Annotated in this window: 18 protein-coding genes and 2 pseudogenes; 1 reads left to right on the plus strand and 19 read right to left on the minus strand. The window is 37.7% G+C overall.

What is annotated here, in order from left to right; genetic code table 11:
* From D8836_RS08330 to gyrA, 17 genes and pseudogenes are all read right to left on the minus strand, one after another.
* Positions 1 to 226: pseudogene (locus D8836_RS08330) on the minus strand (hypothetical protein); the annotation flags it as partial.
* Positions 223 to 570: a hypothetical protein gene (locus D8836_RS11430; RefSeq protein WP_260468274.1), complete on the minus strand. Its 348-nt coding sequence runs from the start codon at positions 568 to 570 to the stop codon at positions 223 to 225. The pseudogene D8836_RS08330 and the gene D8836_RS11430, both read right to left, overlap by 4 nt.
* The gene (locus tag D8836_RS11435) at positions 551 to 967 is read right to left on the minus strand and encodes a T7SS effector LXG polymorphic toxin (protein WP_312023143.1); all 417 of its coding nucleotides are present in this window, start codon (positions 965 to 967) and stop codon (positions 551 to 553) included. The genes D8836_RS11430 and D8836_RS11435 overlap by 20 nt, the downstream gene beginning before the upstream one ends.
* Before the next feature lie 229 nt (positions 968 to 1,196).
* Positions 1,197 to 1,490: pseudogene (locus D8836_RS08340) on the minus strand (DUF4176 domain-containing protein).
* Positions 1,491 to 1,500: 10 nt separating this feature from the next.
* The gene (locus tag D8836_RS08345; protein ID WP_125393702.1) at positions 1,501 to 2,196 is read right to left on the minus strand and encodes a hypothetical protein; all 696 of its coding nucleotides are present in this window, start codon (positions 2,194 to 2,196) and stop codon (positions 1,501 to 1,503) included.
* 229 nt (positions 2,197 to 2,425) lie between these two features.
* On the minus strand, positions 2,426 to 2,737 hold the full coding sequence (locus D8836_RS08350; RefSeq protein WP_125393703.1) for a DUF4176 domain-containing protein: 312 nt from the start codon (positions 2,735 to 2,737) through the stop codon (positions 2,426 to 2,428).
* Positions 2,737 to 3,543 (minus strand): hypothetical protein, encoded by an 807-nt coding sequence (locus tag D8836_RS08355; RefSeq protein WP_260468275.1) that lies wholly within the window; start codon positions 3,541 to 3,543, stop codon positions 2,737 to 2,739. Before D8836_RS08355 ends, D8836_RS08350 begins: the two co-directional genes overlap by 1 nt.
* Positions 3,544 to 3,552: 9 nt before the next feature.
* Complete coding sequence (locus D8836_RS08360; RefSeq protein ID WP_260468276.1) at positions 3,553 to 4,239, minus strand: hypothetical protein; 687 nt, start codon at positions 4,237 to 4,239, stop codon at positions 3,553 to 3,555.
* Between the two features lie 133 nt (positions 4,240 to 4,372).
* Positions 4,373 to 4,573: a hypothetical protein gene (locus D8836_RS11185; RefSeq protein WP_185761625.1), complete on the minus strand. Its 201-nt coding sequence runs from the start codon at positions 4,571 to 4,573 to the stop codon at positions 4,373 to 4,375.
* A 91-nt stretch (positions 4,574 to 4,664) separates the two neighbouring features.
* Positions 4,665 to 5,477, minus strand: coding sequence for a hypothetical protein (locus tag D8836_RS08365; RefSeq protein WP_125393705.1), 813 nt, complete (start codon positions 5,475 to 5,477; stop codon positions 4,665 to 4,667).
* A 9-nt stretch (positions 5,478 to 5,486) separates the two neighbouring features.
* Positions 5,487 to 6,305 carry a hypothetical protein gene (locus tag D8836_RS08370; protein ID WP_260468277.1) on the minus strand — a complete coding sequence of 273 codons (819 nt, stop codon included), beginning with the start codon at positions 6,303 to 6,305 and terminating at the stop codon, positions 5,487 to 5,489.
* Between the two features lie 26 nt (positions 6,306 to 6,331).
* On the minus strand, positions 6,332 to 7,606 hold the full coding sequence (locus D8836_RS08375; RefSeq protein ID WP_125393706.1) for a DUF2130 domain-containing protein: 1,275 nt from the start codon (positions 7,604 to 7,606) through the stop codon (positions 6,332 to 6,334).
* Between the two features lie 95 nt (positions 7,607 to 7,701).
* Positions 7,702 to 8,982 (minus strand): O-acetylhomoserine aminocarboxypropyltransferase/cysteine synthase family protein, encoded by a 1,281-nt coding sequence (locus D8836_RS08380; RefSeq protein WP_125393707.1) that lies wholly within the window; start codon positions 8,980 to 8,982, stop codon positions 7,702 to 7,704.
* A 147-nt stretch (positions 8,983 to 9,129) separates the two neighbouring features.
* Positions 9,130 to 9,927 carry a formate/nitrite transporter family protein gene (locus D8836_RS08385; RefSeq protein WP_045606724.1) on the minus strand — a complete coding sequence of 266 codons (798 nt, stop codon included), beginning with the start codon at positions 9,925 to 9,927 and terminating at the stop codon, positions 9,130 to 9,132.
* Between the two features lie 292 nt (positions 9,928 to 10,219).
* Complete coding sequence (locus D8836_RS08390) at positions 10,220 to 11,017, minus strand: formate/nitrite transporter family protein (protein WP_125393708.1); 798 nt, start codon at positions 11,015 to 11,017, stop codon at positions 10,220 to 10,222.
* A gap of 166 nt (positions 11,018 to 11,183) precedes the next feature.
* Positions 11,184 to 11,927: a class A sortase gene (locus D8836_RS08395; RefSeq protein ID WP_125393709.1), complete on the minus strand. Its 744-nt coding sequence runs from the start codon at positions 11,925 to 11,927 to the stop codon at positions 11,184 to 11,186.
* On the minus strand, positions 11,927 to 14,395 hold the full coding sequence (gene gyrA, locus D8836_RS08400) for a DNA gyrase subunit A (RefSeq protein ID WP_125393726.1): 2,469 nt from the start codon (positions 14,393 to 14,395) through the stop codon (positions 11,927 to 11,929). Before gyrA ends, D8836_RS08395 begins: the two co-directional genes overlap by 1 nt.
* 194 nt (positions 14,396 to 14,589) lie before the next feature.
* Between gyrA and D8836_RS08405 the strand changes: the two genes are divergently transcribed.
* Positions 14,590 to 15,576: an L-lactate dehydrogenase gene (locus tag D8836_RS08405; RefSeq protein ID WP_000204729.1), complete on the plus strand. Its 987-nt coding sequence runs from the start codon at positions 14,590 to 14,592 to the stop codon at positions 15,574 to 15,576.
* 314 nt (positions 15,577 to 15,890) lie between these two features.
* Here the strand turns inward: D8836_RS08405 and pyk are convergent, their stop codons facing one another.
* Complete coding sequence (gene pyk / locus D8836_RS08410) at positions 15,891 to 17,396, minus strand: pyruvate kinase (RefSeq protein ID WP_125393710.1); 1,506 nt, start codon at positions 17,394 to 17,396, stop codon at positions 15,891 to 15,893.
* 58 nt (positions 17,397 to 17,454) lie between these two features.
* Positions 17,455 to 18,462 (minus strand): 6-phosphofructokinase, encoded by a 1,008-nt coding sequence (gene pfkA / locus D8836_RS08415; protein ID WP_000820863.1) that lies wholly within the window; start codon positions 18,460 to 18,462, stop codon positions 17,455 to 17,457.
* Between the last annotated feature and the right edge of the window lie 59 nt (positions 18,463 to 18,521).

Below are 18,521 nucleotides of genomic sequence, written 5' to 3' on the forward strand. Positions count from 1 at the left end.
GATCTAGTAAAAATACTAGATTTAAAACCCAAACAACAATCCCTGTAATAAGCAATGTTTGATACAAAGAGGGATTGTTGAGTACCTCTAATCCCCCTGCCATAAACATAAAAAAGGCTATAGGATACAAAATAAAAATCCCATTTAATACCCCCCAAAGAGGAACTGGTCCCTTTATTCTACTTCTTTGAAATTCAAATGTTTTTTTAATTCGTTCCAGTATCATTTAAACCATCCTCTCATGCCTTTAATTAGGCTATTGGCGCCTTTTTTAAGATTATCTGTTATATGAAAATCATCATTAAATTTATTTGCAAGCCAAACAGCACCTGCGGATGCTGCAATCGCTACTGCTCCAGTTACCCAAGCAGGGGCTGTTGCAACACCTAATAGACCTAACCCAACACCTGCTAGCGTTGCTCCAACGCTAGCTCCAGCAATCCCTGCAACAGTTGTTCCCGCTGCCTTAGCCGCATCTATCACAAAACCTGTCGCCTTACTAGCCTCAACTTCATTTCCTCTCAATCCTTGACGTTTGGCCTCTTTTTCATTATAGGGTAGCGATTTCACTATTTTGCATATCGATAAGGTCAAAGGTATCTGTCTTTAAAAGAACACTATTAAAAGCTTCCATGTTCTTTATGGTATCATCTAAACTCTTGACTGCTTGACTATAGCTCGTATTCACACTATCCAAACTAGGATTCGTTAACGTTAGGATATCACTTATCCCTGCATAGATATTTTGTGTCTTACTGGAACTGCCCTTTAATCCCTCGATCGGATCTTTCATGCGTTGCTTGATACGTTCTAGGTATTCTGTCTTAATAATGGCACTGTTGTCGGTCTCACCAACCGTCTCCTTAAAAAGCTTGATAATCCCATCATAGCGGTTTACGATACTATCCAAAGCATTGCTATAGTTATCTAGCAAAGGAATCTGGTAGTTAGAAACTTTTTGGTTGATTGTGTCCTTAACGACACCTTTGAGATTATCTGTAGAGACAACTTAAGATAAACTGCTTCTGGCTTTGGTTAGATCGCCCTTGATACCACCTACAGATGTACTCAAGGCCGATTTTCGAGCCTGTACCTCAGATAAATCAATCTTCATTCACTATCTCCTATCCACATACGCTAGAAACAATGCCCTCATTGAAATACTCTCTGCGAAAGGACAATTACACCATTATATATTATTCTGTTTTTCCTTTTTTAATGCTACTTTCAATAGAGCCAAGCCATTTCTTATATAATTTAACAAAACGCTCTTCATCAATATCACTATATCCTTTGAACACAATATCATCAATATCTTCATGATTAAAATAATAAACTTGCTCTGGAGTTAATCCTTCTGGAAATAGAGCTCCAGTATAATCAAACAATACATCCTGACCTTCCTACTCTACAATAGCGCCCCTATTTAAAATCATAACTTTTTGGTTTCCACCAGATAAATAAACAATAGTTCCAATAGGCAAAATCATAACTTTCTCTTTATTTTACAATATAAAATTTATGTTTTTTAACTACAAATAATAAGTTAAAAAACCTAGCAAATAACAGCTGATAGAATCCTAAACATCCAAAAACAATTAACAAAATAAAATTTGATGAAGCAACTCCCATAAAAATACAGATTGGAATTCCTAAAAAACAACTTAAAAAATCAACTATTTTTTGAGGAAATTTGATGAAGCTTTTTCTTGGTTCCTCTACTCTTCGTAAAATACTTTTTTCATCTACCAAAATAGGGATTTCATCTGTATTTGACTTAAAGATAAGAAAAGAAATCAGTAATATAGCTCCACAAAAAATCATTGATAACCAAAGATACCATGATTCTCTAATTATCGAATTATTAAAAATCAACAGTGGGTTAATATGTTTTGGTAGAATCAAAAGAAAAACTAGTACAATGCCAATACTATACTCCAGTAAGCTTCCTTGAAATTGATCCATTATTCTCCAAGTTGTTGTTTTTATACTAGCATTGTCAACTTTATAGATGGGATACTCTGTATTATATTTCGGGAATAACCCAAACAAATAGGTGCGTACATCCTTGGGATTTGAATAATCTATTATATATTCTTGATTGGAAATCCTTATCAGGTAATATCTATTATTCACACGCCCAACTAAACTAACTTTATAACGTCTATTCGACACTTTCATTACCCACCACTTCATATTTTATAGCTCTACTCGTAGGCTGAAACTCAATAAATTTAATCAGAATAATGGAACAGGTACAAACACCTACCATCCAAATGCTCCTTTCAGAGAAGAAAGTGAGTTACTGAGTGCTTTACCTATCTTTTTGAACTCGAACTTCGGATACATCTATTCTACTTAATCTTCATTATAACATTTTCTCACCATATAGAAAATCCTAGAATGAAATCCTAGGATTTGTATGTCATTTTTTAAAATCATCTACACTAAAGTGGTCATAGCTGATTCTTGAGACTTCCTCATCATAACGACTCAAAAAGTCTTGAAAACGACGATCGATGTAACCAAAGAAGAGCACTTCATCAATATCCTCTTTGTTAAAGAAGATAATGTTTTGATTAATGAGTCCTAGCGGAAGACTGACAGCTCCAAAATCAAAATAACCTTGCTTGCCGTCCTTTTCAGTAACTGGACAATGATTAACAATCATGACAGGCTCTACACCTTCTCGCACTCGAACAACACTCCCAATCGGTAAAGCTGTACGTTCTGACATCAGTTTTCTCCTTCTAAATATTTTTTCGCTTCCTGAACATAAAAGAGTTCTGGATTTTCATGGGCGATACTTTCAAACAAACTACGGGCACGAGCTTCATCTCCTTTTAATTGGGCATTGAGAGCGCCGTAATAAGAAAACACGATTCGAGCTAGCTTACTTTCTGGTTCAGTAATGTCGAAGTAGTCGTTCGCTTCTTTATTGAACACAATATCTTTTATGGCTTGGGCTTGAGCAACAAGTGTAGCTTTGCCTCCTTTAAAATCTGGTGCCTTGGACAATTGTTCCTCAAAGAAAGCAATATCTTGCGCATCTTGAAGATGAATGGAAACTGTTAATAGTTCAAAGCTTGATATTAAAAACGCAGGGGTTCTGAATCTCTTCCAAATTTTTTTCAAATCATATTTGGACATATTTTCCTTGGCAGCTTGAAAATCTCCTTTTAAATAAGCCACTCGACCTTGGATAATTTGGTAATTCTCACGATATGTTGCCCTAAAGGGCTTAATAGATTTTTCTGATTGAACTCTTAACATGTCTTCATATAGCTTAAGATCAATAGAATCGTGTAACACTAGAACAATAACTTTGCTTAGGACAAAACGTAGGTATAAGATCCAGATGATTAGAAGCCACATTAGTGAAACAAAAATCAGCCCGAAAATTTTTGTAGCAGGTTGATAAACTAAAAAAACTCCTATGGCTCCAATAGATATTGATACAACTGCACTAATTTGAATAATAGTCCCAATTTGTAGAAGAATATTCTCTGTCGCCCTACTTACTATTTTTTTTACTAATTTCATATATTATTCTCATTTCACTAATTCTAAATATTTTTTCGCTTCCTGAACATAAAAGAGTTCTGGATTTTCATGGGAGATACTTTCAAACAAACTACGGGCACGCTCTTCATCTCCTTTTAATTGGGCATTGAGGGCGCCATAATAAGAAAACATGATTCGAGCTAACTTACTTTCTGGTTCAGTAATGTCGAAGTAGTCGTTTGATTTTTTATTTAAAACAAGATCCTCTATAGCTTTTATTATGTTTATTGCATTCGTCTGCCTAGCAACCTGAGAATTTGTTCGAACTTTTAATGTAGCTAACATATCGATTTGGTGCGAAATTTCCTCTGTCTTATCAGCATGGATTAGAGAAAGAATCTTAAAGTAAGTTGTGGATAATTCGATTTCAAATTTCTTATTAAAATTTTTATCCTCAAAATTTATTCGTTCCAAATTATCAAATGTTTCTTCAAACTTTCCTTGGTAGTATGACGATTGGGCAATAGCTAGTAAATAATTTGCATCATTGAACAGCTGTTGAGACTTAACGGAGTGTTCAGCTACATAACGATAATAATTTATGTGCTTGTCGAAATTAATATCTGTCAAAAAGATATTATCTACAGCTAATTTAACCAGTTTATTGTTTAATGAAAGCAATGTCTCAAACCCAAAACATACTACCGTATAAGTAATGAATTTCAAAAAATTCATTTCCCCACCTTTAAATAATTCAACAACCATGCATATAAATGATAGGCAAACTATAGGAAATAAGCAAATGTATACTATTTTTGTCAAATTATATAATTTTGAAATTTCAAATCTAGATATTTTCAACGAATAGTTATTTAATATCTCTTTCACCTTTGTCCTCCATTGTAGAACTTAAATATAAAAAGGCACTCGCTATTACTGGAGCCGCTATCGAGACTCCAAATCCAAATGTAGATGCACTAAGTGTAACACCATAAATTAAAGCACCAATAACAAAAACTGTAGCAACTACTACTTTCCCCGCTTTTAATATCTGTTCTCCATGATCCACACTTCTCACCCCTGTTTCAGTGGTCGTTTTAACTGTTGCATAGTCTTGTTTGACCTGGTTACTCTCTTTTACTTAATTTAAACGAAAGGTACTAGGAAACATTATTACTTCCTAAATATTTCTTCGCTTCCTGTACACAAAAGAGTTCTGGATTTTCATGGACGATACTTTCAAACAAACTACGAGCACGAGCTTCATCTCCTTTTAGCTGAGCATTAAGAGCGCCATAATAAGAAAATATGATTCGAGCTAGCTTATTTTCAGGTTCAGTGGTGTCGAAGTAGTCGTTCGCTTCTTTATTGAACACAATATCTTTTATGGCTTGAGTTTGTGCAACGAGTTTAGCTTTGCCTCCTTTAAAATCTGGCGCCTTGGACAATTGTTCCTCAAAGAAAGCAATATCTTGCGCATCTTGAAGATGAAGAGAAACTTTTAATAGTTCAAAGCTTGATATTAAAAATGTATAGTTTCTTAATCTACCCCAAATTTTTTTCAAGTCATATTTGGACATATTTTCCTTAGCTGATTGAAAATCTCCTTTTAGATAAGCCACTTGTCCCTGAATAAATTGAAAATATTCTTGATACGTTGCCCTATAAATCTTAATCGATTTCTCAGATTGAACCCTAAACATGTCTTCATAGAGTTTAATATTAATAGCATCATTTAACATTAGATAAACAACTTTGCTAGATACAAATCTTAAATAAAATACAAAGACAAGAGCAAAAAAGTCAATAACTAATAATATGAGTCCCAATATTTCCAAATTGCTTTGAAATACTAAAAATACTGCCATCGCATCAACAACTAAGACTAAAAATACGCAAATTAGAATAACCCTATCAAGTTGTAGAAGAGTGTTTTCTGTCGCCCTACTTACTATTTTTTCAATCAATTTCATATATTACTCTCATTTCACTGATTCTAAATATTTTTTCGCTTCCTGAACATAAAAGAGCTCTGGATTTTCATGGACGATACTTTCAAACAAACTACGGGCACGAGCTTCATCTCCTTTTAGCTGGGCATTGAGAGCTCCGTAATAAGAGAACATGATTCGAGCTAGCTTACTTTCTGGCTCAGTAATGTCAAAGTAGTCGTTTGATATTTTATTGCAATAGATATCAACAATAGCCTTTAAACTCAAAATTTCTTCCTGATATTTAAAAATTTTTGATTGAAAGTTACTTGTTAGACCTTCAATTTCTACCATCAATTCTTGCAATTCCATACAATCATTCAAATGAACCAAGTTTAGGATACTATAATACTTGATATTAAAAACATAGTACAGATTTTGGGATTTTTTTAGATTACTATTTTTTATTTTATTCAGCAATTCTAAACTATCTTGGAATAGTCCTCTATAAAAGGATACTTTTGCATTTGCCAAATATTTGGGAAGAATCTGAACATTTCTATTTAAAGAATTTGCATCAGCTCTAGCAACTATATCCTGATACTTTGCTAAATTGATATCTTGAGATAAAATATCAATTAAAACCTTATCAAGTAATAGTTTAGATAGAAGAATAAACAATATAAGAAGGACAAGAAATAATGTTAATACCTTTGTGTAAGTGGTCGATGAATGGTTAAAAATATAGACATAAGCAATTACTGTTGAAAACACTAAAAAATACAGCAAATATTTAAATATAATTTTAAGAAAAATTAATTCTATTTTATCAGCTGACCATGTTCTAATAATTTCTATAGCTCTTTTCATATAACACTCCTGTTTTTAAGATAATCTCACTCCCCCTTCAGAGCTTCAAATTTCGCTTTCATGGTTGGATTTTTTCGAGTCAATTTTTTGACCGAAACATCTTCCAACTTGTTGTTCGCTAGGCGGAGTTGGTTTTCAGATGTTGTCAGGAACTTCTTAACCTCTTCCATGCGTTTGATAGCCTTGTCAATTTCATCGATAGCTTTGCCAAAGTTAGTCGAAGCTGAGTTATAGTTCTTAGCAAAGGCTAGTTTAAAGGCATCTAAGTCTTCCTCAAAATGCGTAATGTCAATATTTTGCTCTCGAACCAAGGCCAATTCTTGTTTGTATTTGAGAGAATTAAGAGCCGCATTACGCAAGAGTCCAATCAGCTGAATGAAGAACTGGGGACGAACCACATACATCTTTTCATATTCGTGGCTGACGTCTACAATCCCTGTGTTAAAGTAGTCGTTATCAGCTTCAAGCATGGTCACCAAAACGGCATACTCACAGTTCTTCTCCCGACGGTCCTTGTCTAATTCCTTGTAAAAATCTGCATTCTTGTGCTTCTTCTCTGTTCCATCTGCTTCATTTTTCATCTCAAACATAATGGAGATAATCTCTACTCCATTTTCATCACATTCACGGAAGATAAAGTCTCCTTTAGAACCACGCGCAGAAACCTTGTTATCCTTCTCAAAGTAAGCATTTGGAAAGGCAAAACTACGGACCTTGTTAAACTCACTCTCTGCATAGTGTTCCAGACTTTCCCCGATAGCTTTTGTAGACTGCTGTGCCTTGAAATTCTTATAAAATTCGACTTGTTCACTGGCTGCCTTGAGCTGGGCTTCGTAGTTTTGCTTAACTGAAGCAAGAGAAAGCTCGTTTTCCTTTTCTTGCAGTAGGAGCTGATTTTTGACCTGGTCTCGTTCTTTTTCTAGGTCAGAAAGGGTCTTTTGCAGTTGATTTTCATGCTCCAAACGCAAGGTCGCCAATTGGTTTTCCAAGGCCTGTACTTCCTTGTCCTTAGCCAATAAAGCCTGATGACTTGTCTGTTCAACTTCTTTCTTAGCCAATTCTTTTTCTGTATCAAAGTTTTGGATTTGACTCTGTAATTGCGCAATTTCTTGGTCTTTTTGAGCCAGTTTAGTCTGTTGCTCATTCATGGCCTTTTGCTCAGCCAAGGCCAGTTCCTGCTTCATCCGATCGTGCAATTCCTTATCAAACTCTGCTGTTCTCACTTGGGATAAAAGTTCAGCATACTGGCTCTCATTTACTGTAAAGACTTCCCCACAGTTGGGACATTTGATTTCGTTCATATCGTTCCTCTTTCTAGACTTCTGTAACCATTATATCATGCCTAAGGGAAAATCAAAAACAGCGAGTCGAAACCCACTGTTTATCTTCTTTTTCTTTAAATTTTTTCCAAGGCCAAGCGCAAGTCTTCAATCAAATCTTCTACGTTTTCAAGACCGATTGACAAACGAATTTGATTTGGTGTGACACCTGCTGCTTCTAGATCTTTTTCTGACAACTGACCGTGAGTGGTTGTCGCTGGATGGACAACAAGCGATTTAGCATCTGCCACGTTTGCTAGGTCAGAGAATATTTCTAAATGATCAATTACCTTGCGTGCTTCTGCCTCCCCACCTTTGACATGGAAGGTAAAGATTGAGCCCACACCTTTTGGCAAGTATTTCTCAGCCAAGGCATGATAAGGACTGTCTGCAAGTTTTGGATAGTTTACCTTTTCTACCTTAGGATGGTTGACAAGGAAATCAACAATTTTCTCTGCATTTTGCACATGGCGTTCCACACGAAGTGAAAGAGTTTCAAGTCCTTGGAGCAAGAGGAAGGCATTAAATGGAGACAATGCCGCACCCGTATCACGAAGCAATTGAACACGGACAGCGATAATAAAGGCTACTGCACCCACATCACGAGTATAGCTCAAGTTATGATAACTTGGATCCTCGTCAACAAATTGAGGGAATTTCCCTGAAGCCGCCCAGTCAAAACGACCGCTATCGACAATCACTCCACCAATAGTCGTACCATGCCCACCGATAAACTTAGTCGCAGAGTGAATAGCAATATCTACACCGTGAGAAAAAACGTTAATCAAATAAGGTGTTGCAAAGGTATTATCTGAAACGAGTGGAATCTGATGCTTATGAGCAATCTCTGCCAATTTTTCCAAATCTGGAATGTTAATCAAGGGGTTGCCCAAGGTTTCAATCAAGACAAGCTTGGTATTGTCATTGATAGCTGCTTCTACTTCCTCCAAATTATCCACGTCCACAAAGGTTGTTGTGATACCATAACGAGGAAGGGTTTCTTTCAAGAGGTTGAAGGTCCCGCCGTAAATAGTTGATGCCGCTACTACATGATCACCAGCATGGGCAAGCGCCAAAATCGTATAAGTTACTGCGGCCATACCTGATGCTGTTGCAAGAGCTCCAACACCACCTTCAAGAGCAGCGATTCTTTCTTCAAAGGCAGCTGTTGTAGGATTGGTAATACGGGTATAGATATTCCCTGGTTTTCTCAAGGCAAAAAGATCCGCACCTTCCTGCGTATCATCAAAAACAAAGGATGTTGTCTGGTAAATCGGCACTGCACGAGACTTGGTAGCTGGATCCACAACTTGACCAGCATGTAGTTGCAAAGTTTCAAATTTAAAATCACGAGTCATAAAACGACCTCCAAATAGTTTGATTAAGGATATTGTAGCACCTTAAGTTATAGTTTACAAATATCAGTTTTCTATATTTTTATATAAGAAATAGCTATTACTCTATTTTAAAAACGAAAAAAGCACGACTCAATCGTGCTCATTTTCTTAATCTACATAAGTATCTTCATTTTTATTGAGGAAGGCATATGGAAGACCAACCAAGAGACCACCACCGATCAAGTTCCCAATGAAGGTTACACCCCAGTGACGAAGCATATTCCCAACACCGAAGTTAGCAATTGAATCAGCAGCAACACTGAATTTTACAATCGCAAAAGAAGCAAAGTTCGCCGCAATGTGCTCGTTTGTTAAGAATACAAACATGTAAATCGCTGACAACACAAGCCAAAGTTTGGCACCACCATCTTTGACCAAAACAAATGAAAGAATCGCAATATTTACGAAAATATTTGCCAAAATCGCCTCAAGCAAGATTAATTCATTTGAACGGCCTAACTTCATCTCAACAACCCCTGAGATGAAACTATCGTGTGTCAGATGTGCATAAGCTGCTGAGTGGGCAAAGCCCCAACCTGCTATCAAAGCCCCGATAAGGTTGAACAAGGTACAGTAAAGTAAAATCTCAGCCGTTTTTCTCCAAGAGATTTTTTTCAAGAAACTACCAGCAGTCAAGAACATCATGTTTGATGTTACCAACTCGGCATTCAAGAAAACAATGTAGGCCAAGCCCCAAGCAAAGACAAATGGGAAGAGGAAGCGTCCACTACCTGGTGCAATTTTATTAATCAAGTCAGCCCCAACTGCACCAGCAGCTGTACTGAAGGTCAAAAATGCACCTGCAAACATAGAACGAATCGCATACTTAAATTTACTTTGGCTATAAAGACTTTCCTTCTTCTTGCAAGCAAATTCAATCTTTGAGATAAATTCTGAAGAAACCATAATAAACTCCTAAAACTTTTATTTGTGATAATTATAACATAAAACAGATATAATGAAAAGCCTTTCCTAATTGTATTTTTGATAAATTTAAAAACCCAGCAATCGTTTACATTGTTTTAATAACAAGCTTTTAGAATTTTTAATTATTAGAATATAAAGATTGCATGGAATAACTTTTATTCTATTTAATATATTTTGTTGTTACAATTTACAAAACGATTTTCGCTGCAAACCTATTTTGTAAAAGAAAAAGAGAGAATCGTTCTAATTCTCCCTGATACACTAACTCTTCTTAATCAACATATGTATCTTCATTCTTATTTAGAAAGGCATACGGTAAACCAATCAGAAGACCTCCACCTATAAAGTTAGCAATAAAGGTTATACCCCAATGTCGAAGGATATTTGGAAGACCAAAGTGAGGTACTTGATCAGCAATCATGCTGAATTTCATAATACTAAAAGAAGCAAAATTGGCAGCGATGTGCTCATTGGACAAGAAGACAAACATGGAAATAGCTGATAAAATGATCCATAGTTTGGCAGCACCGTCTTTGACTAATATAGATGAAAGAATAGCAATATTTACAAATACATTGGCAAGAATTCCCTCAAGCAGGACTAAATCACTTGGACGTGCCAATTTCTTGGCTACAAGCTTAGGAAGGAAGCTATCATGGGTCAAATGCGAAAAGGCTGACGAGTTGGCAAAGGCCCATCCAGCCACCAAGGCACCAATGAGATTAAACAAAGTACAATAGAGTAAAATAATCATTGCCTTTTTCCAATCAATCTTTTTCAAAAATGCGCCTGCTGTTAAATACATCATATTGGAAGTTACCAATTCCGCATTTAGAAAGACAATATAAACCAGCCCCCAAGCAAAAACAAATGGGAACAGGAAATACCCACTACTTGGAACAATACTATTAAGTAAATCTGCACCAATAGCACCAGCAGCTGTACTGAAGGTTAAAAAAGCACCTGCAAACATAGAACGAATAGCATACTTGAATTTACTTTGCTTGAAAAGACTTTCTTTCTTGTGGCAATAATAATCAATCTTCGAAATAAACTCTGACGAACTCATAAACATCTCCTATTTTTTTATATTTAGTATTATAACACAAAATATTAAAATAGGTAATTGTTTTTGAAAAATGCTAGTATTTGTATTGATTTATCATTACTTAGAATGCTTATAAAGCAATATAAAAAGAACCAGTAAAACTAAATGTTTACTGATTCTTTAAATACTAATAGCGCTGTTTATATGGTTGATTGAAAGCTGTTAAAATTTCTTCAGGTGTTTGTGAATAATCCTTTGTATCTTTCAAGTCACCTTTTACGATAATACGCTCTGTCGCATCATAGTCTACACATGTTACAAGTGTGATTTCATCAACACCACTACGATCATCAATCTCATCGACGCGATCTGGTGTCACATGCTTCACTTCTCGAATTTCATAGGTATAAACTTTATCCTTATCAGTTAGATAAATTTTCATTCCATTTTTAGCGCGTGCCAGTGGAGAAAAGAGCATTTGACTGGCATTTTCTGCTGTAAAGATGTGGTGGCTCGCAAGTGAATAGTTTCCTTTCCCCATCACTTGGTCACGCTTCATTGTACCAGCTCCATAGAAGAGATTGACATTATCAAGCCCCTTAAAAATAGGCAAGTTAATTTCTACCTCAGGAACAGCAATTCCACCGATAACAGGCAATTTTTGCGAATCCCATTGTGAGGATAAAACAGCTTCTGACGAGATGGCTTTTACAGAATCAAAGTCAAAATTTCCTTCTGTATCTTGATTTTCTTCCAATTTTTCTTTTGATACCTGGCTGACTTGGTATTTATTGGTATTCCAAACCATGAACATATCACGAATTTTTGAATTGAAAATCAAAGCCACTGACAAGAGGATTAAAAACCCTGCCAAAATATTGGTTAATAAATTTTTACGGTTTGTTTTCTTTTTGTTCTTTTTATGGGACATTATGCTTCACCTTCTGTTTCGTTTTCTGTCCCAACTTCTTCTTTTTCTGCCGCTGCAACCGTAGTAAAGGTTACAATTTTGGCATCTTGGTCCAGGCGCATCACTTTAACTCCCATAGTTGAGCGACCTGTTTGTGAAATATTGGCAACGTTGGTTCGAATCATGACACCTGTATCAGTGATAATCATCAAATCTTCATCGCCTTTAACGGTCATAAGACCAGCAAGAGAACCGTTCTTTTCTGTAATTTTAGCAGTTTGCATCCCTTTGCCACCACGACCTTTAGTTGGATATTCGGTCGCAACTGTGCGCTTACCATAGCCCTTTTCTGTGATGATAAGAACCTCGTCCTGGTCTGTAATCACACTAGCACCAACAACTGTGTCTCCGTCACGAAGGTTAACACCTTTCACACCAGTGGCGATACGACTCATACCACGAACAGCTGATTGATTAAAGCGAACTGCATAACCAAACTTGGTACCAATGATAATATCCGTGTCCTCTTCTGTCAGCAAGACATTAATCAACTCATCTTCATCCTTGAGGTTAAGTGCTTTGAGTCCATTCTGACGGATATTAGCAAATTCCTTAACGCTGGTTCTCTTCACAATACCATGACGGGTTGTGAAGAAGAGATAAGCGTCATCGCTGCGTTCAGATTCAACATTGATGATGGTCTGAATACTTTCACCTTCATCCAATTTCAAAAGATTGACAATTGGCAATCCCTTGGCAGTACGGCCATATTCAGGAATTTCATAGCCTTTCAGGCGATAGACACGTCCTTTATTTGTGAAGAAGAGCAGGTGATCATGGGTGCTAGTCGACACTAACTCACGAACAAAATCGTCATCCTTAACACCTGTACCTTGAACACCACGCCCCCCACGTTTTTGAGCGGTGAACTCAGCTTGGTTCAGACGTTTGATGTATCCCTTGTTAGAAAGTGTAATCAAGACATCCGTTTCTTCAATCAAATCCTCATCTTCGAGGCTTAAGACTTCACCGACCATCAATTCCGTACGACGTTGGTCACCAAACTTACGCTTGACTTCGTCTAATTCATCTTTGATGATTTGAGAAACACGTTCTGGTTTAGCAAGAATATCTGCTAAATCCGCAATCAGAGCCAAGAGATCATCATACTCAGACTGAATCTTATCGCGTTCCAAACCTGTCAAACGACGAAGACGCATATCAAGGATGGCTTGACTTTGACGTTCAGATAACTTGAATTTGCTCATCAACTCAGCTTGTGCTTCCGCATCCGTTTCACTAGCACGGATGATACGAATCACTTCGTCGATATGGTCTAGCGCAATCAAGAGACCTTCTAAGATATGAGCACGTGCTTCCGCTTTTTCTTTATCAAAACGTGTCCGACGAATAACCACTTCTTTTTGATGTTCGATATAAGCATCCAAAATCTGACGAAGGGACAAAATCTTCGGTACACCATTTTGGATAGCAAGCATATTGAAACCAAAGTTGGTTTGCATCTGGGTCATCTTGAAGAGATTATTAAGGATAACATTGGCTGAGGCATCACGTTTGACCTCGATTACGAAACGAACCCCTTCACGGTTTGACTCATCACGAACTGCTGTGATGCCCTCAATGCGTTTTTCCTGAACCAAACGAACAATATGCTCATGCACCTTTGTTTTATTGACCATATAAGGAAATTCTGTTACAACAATACGCTCACGGCCAGTCTTAGTTTCTTCAATTTCAGTACGAGAACGGAGGACAATCGATCCTTTACCTGTTTCATAAGCCTTATGAATACCTGATTTCCCCATAACAAGAGCACCAGTTGGAAAATCTGGCCCTGGCAAGACTTCCATCAAGTCCTTAGTGGTCACTTCAGGATTGTCCATAACTAACTTCACTGCATCAATGGTTTCACCCAGATTATGAGGTGGAATATTGGTTGCCATCCCAACAGCAATACCAGTTGCTCCATTTACCAAAAGATTAGGAAAGCGTGCTGGCAAGACCAAGGGTTCACGTTCATTGGCATCATAGTTATCAACGAAGTCAACCGTATTTTTATTGATATCACGAAGCATCTCCAGAGCAATCTTGCTCATACGTGCCTCAGTGTAACGCTGGGCGGCAGCACCATCACCGTCCATGGAACCAAAGTTCCCATGACCATCTACAAGCATGTAACGGTAACTCCACCATTGAGCCATACGGACCATGGCTTCATAGATAGAGGAATCCCCGTGTGGGTGATATTTACCCATGACATCCCCTGTAATACGAGCAGATTTTTTATGAGGTTTGTCTGGAGTAACACCCAATTCATTCATTCCATAGAGAATCCGACGGTGAACAGGTTTCAAGCCATCTCGAACATCAGGAAGGGCTCGCGCTACGATAACACTCATGGCGTAGTCGATAAAGCTCGTCTTCATCTCCTTTGTCAGATTGACATTCACTAAATTTCTATCCTGCATTAATAAATGCCTCATTTCACTATTAGTAATTAACTATATTATACCATAATATCCGCCATATTTCAGGTATCTAAAATCACTAAAACGTTTACATCAAGAACTGAAATGCATATCCGTGACAAAGCTTTTTAAAAGTGATAAAATTGAAATAACTGGGGAAACCCCTGAATAAAATTAAGGAGATGTTTAGAATAATGACTTCAACTAAACAACACAAAAAAGTTATCCTTGTCGGTGATGGTGCTGTAGGTTCTTCTTACGCTTTTGCACTTGTTAACCAAGGAATTGCACAAGAGCTTGGAATTATCGAAATTCCACAATTGCATGAAAAAGCTGTTGGTGACGCGCTTGACCTTAGTCACGCCCTTGCCTTCACTTCACCTAAAAAAATCTATGCAGCTCAATACTCTGACTGTGCAGACGCTGACCTTGTTGTAATCACTGCAGGTGCGCCTCAAAAACCAGGTGAAACTCGTCTTGACCTTGTAGGTAAAAACCTTGCTATCAACAAATCAATCGTAACTCAAGTTGTTGAATCAGGTTTCAAAGGTATCTTCCTTGTTGCTGCTAACCCAGTTGACGTCTTGACTTACTCAACTTGGAAATTCTCTGGATTCCCTAAAGAACGCGTTATCGGTTCAGGTACTTCACTTGACTCAGCTCGTTTCCGTCAAGCACTTGCTGAAAAATTGGATGTTGATGCTCGTTCAGTCCACGCCTACATTATGGGTGAACACGGTGACTCTGAGTTCGCTGTTTGGTCACACGCTAACATCGCTGGTGTAAACCTTGAAGAATTCCTTAAAGACACTCAAAATGTTCAAGAAGCTGAATTGATTGAATTGTTCGAAGGTGTTCGTGATGCAGCTTACACAATCATCAACAAAAAAGGTGCAACATACTACGGTATCGCAGTAGCCCTTGCTCGTATTACTAAAGCAATCCTTGACGATGAAAACGCAGTACTTCCACTTTCAGTATTCCAAGAAGGTCAATACGGAGTTAAAAACGTCTTTATCGGTCAACCAGCTGTTGTAGGTGCACATGGTATTGTTCGTCCAGTAAATATCCCATTGAACGACGCTGAAACTCAAAAAATGCAAGCATCTGCAAATGAATTACAAGCTATTATTGACGAAGCATGGAAAAACCCAGAATTCCAAGCTGCTTCTAAAAACTAATTTAGATAGTAATAACTCCTTGAGTCATCAGGGAGTTATTTTTTATCTGTATTTGAACTAAACATTTTATGAAGTTTACGTAAAAAACAACATAACTTTAAAAGCTATCATGTCACAGTTTGGGCATAAATCCGAAAAACTACCAATTAGATCTATACTCACGTTACAAAAGGTCTGAAGCAAGCAGTACTTGACGCACTTGATACCGTCGCATTAAATCGAAAGTAAAAAATTTTGCCCCATTTTTGCCCCATGGACAAAAAAAGCCCATCATACAGGCTAGAAAGCTTAATATGATAGGCTTTTTATTTTAATTAGCGTACTGTGCGGATACGCATTGTATTTGTACGAACAGCTTCTCCAAGTGGTACACCAGCTACGATAACGATATCGTCGCCAGATTGTACAAGACCTGCTTCAACTGCTTTACGTTCAGCAATTTCGAACATATCGTCAGTTGAAGATGGAGCATCTGTCAACATTGGGATAACACCCCAGTTCAACATCAATCCACGTTCTGTCAATTCGTCGAATGTCAATGCCAAGATGTCAGCATTTGGACGGTATTTAGAGATCAAACGTGCAGTGTGACCTGTCTTAGTAAGAGTTACAACCAATTTAATATCCATTGAGTTAGTAGCATCTTTAACAGCTGAAGCCATTACTTCTGTCTTAGAGTTACGTTCAAATGAATCTGAGTTCAAGCGACCGTATTCGTTAAGAAGAGTTTGAGCGTTCTTGTCGATTGTAGCCATTGTAGTTACTGACTCAAGTGGGTATTTACCGTTTGCAGACTCACCTGAAAGCATTGTAGCGTCAGTACCGTCGATAACAGCGTTGAATACGTCTGATACTTCTGAACGAGTTGCACGTGGTTTTTCAGTCATTGTTTCAAGCATGTTTGTTGCTGTGATAACAACTTTACCTGCTGCGTTCACTTTAGTAATAATCATTTTTTGGTAAACTGGAACCATTTCAAATGGTACTTCGATACCCATGTCACCACGAGCGATCATGATACCGTCAGCAGCTTCAATGATTTCATCCAAGTTGTCGATACCTTGTTGGTTTTCGATTTTAGCGAACAATTGAACGTGGCCGTTACCAGTTTCTTCACAGATTGCACGAACTTCGTTAACGTCTTTTGCAGTACGGACGAATGAAATCGCGATGAAGTTAATACCTTGTTCAAGACCAAAGCGGATATCATCGTTATCACGTTCAGCAAGAGCTGGGAAAGGAATTTTAGTGTTAGGGATGTTTACACCTTTTTGTTTAGCAATAACACCGTCATTTTCCACTTCAACTTCAAATTCACGAGTTGCATCATCTTTAGCAACAACGAGAAGACCAAGTTTACCATCGTCAATCAAAACTTGACGACCAACTTCAACATCATCATAGATATCAAGAGCACCAGCAACGTTCAATGCGATTACATCACGAGTTGATTTGATTCCTTGTTTAGTAGCAACACGGATTTTCTCACCAGTTGTGTAAGAGTACTCTTTTGCATCTCCTTCAAACAATTCAGTACGGATTTCTGGTCCTTTTGTATCAAGAAGGAAACCAACTTTTTTACCTGCAAGTTTTTCAGCAAGTTTAACAGTTGCCATACGGTCACCTTGTTCTTGGTGATCACCGTGTGAGAAGTTGAAACGGAATGTGTTAGCACCAGCTTCAATCAATTTAGCAATGTTTTTAGCTGAAGCTTCAACATCAAGTTTTTCGCCCCAGTATCCGTCATCACCGAATTTTTTACCACCACGGATTTCTACCGCAGGTCCCAAAGTTGCAACGATTTTTACACGTTTGTTCATGATTTTTGTGACTCCTTTATATATATGACCTTTTTGGTCTTATTAACTAAATTATAAATTATGACAAGCTCTTATTCAAGCTAGATAGCTCAAGGTCAGCCTTGTGTGGGTTGTTAACCACAATCTTACCATCTGCAGTGAGGCTAAACAATGCTCCTTCTTCTGCAGTTCCAAGAATTGGGTTTTCAACCATTTTCTCATTACGGATACCAACCGCAACACCACCGATACCTTCTTTAAGAAGTTTAACAGCATGTGCACCCATACGTGATGCTAAAACACGGTCACGCGCAGTTGGAGAACCACCACGTTGAATATGTCCAAGTTCTGTCACACGAAGGTCGCTTGTATCCCCAGCTTCTTTTAGTTTTTGACCAAATTCAGCTGCAGACATCACACCTTCTGCCAAGACGATGATGTTGTGTTTTTTACCACACTCATAACCACATTTAATGCTTTCTACGATATCTTCAATCTTGAAGCCTTCTTCAGGAATGATGATTTCATCAGCACCAGTTGCGATACCTGCCCAAAGAGCGATATCACCTGCGTTACGTCCCATAACTTCGATAACAAAAGTACGACGGTGACTTGATGACGTATCACGAATCTTATCGATAGCGTCCATAGCAGTCGTAACCGCTGTATCAAAACCGATTGTAAAGTCAGTACCAACGATATCGTTATCGATTGTACCTGGAAGACCGATAGCTGGGAAGCCATGTTCAGTCAAACGCATAGCACCGTGGTAAGATCCGTCACCACCGATAACAACTACACCTTCAATCCCGTGTTTTTTCAATTGCTCAATGCCTTTAAGTTGCCCTTCAAGTTGAGCGAACTCTGGGTAGCGAGCTGAGTGAAGGAAAGTACCACCACGAGAAATGATGTCTCCTACTGAAGCTGCATCTAGGGGATGAATTTCACCGGCAACCATACCAGCATATCCATCATAGATACCAAACACTTCCATTCCTTCTGAAATTGCTTGACGAACAACTGCTCGGATGGCAGCGTTCATACCAGGGGCGTCTCCACCACTAGTCAAAACAGCAATACGTTTCATTTGGTTATGCTCCTTTTTCTTTTAACATTCTTACTGATTATACCACATTTACATTGAAA

Origin of the sequence: Streptococcus mitis (assembly GCF_003942995.1) — a bacterium.
Lineage (GTDB): Bacteria > Bacillota > Bacilli > Lactobacillales > Streptococcaceae > Streptococcus > Streptococcus mitis_CV.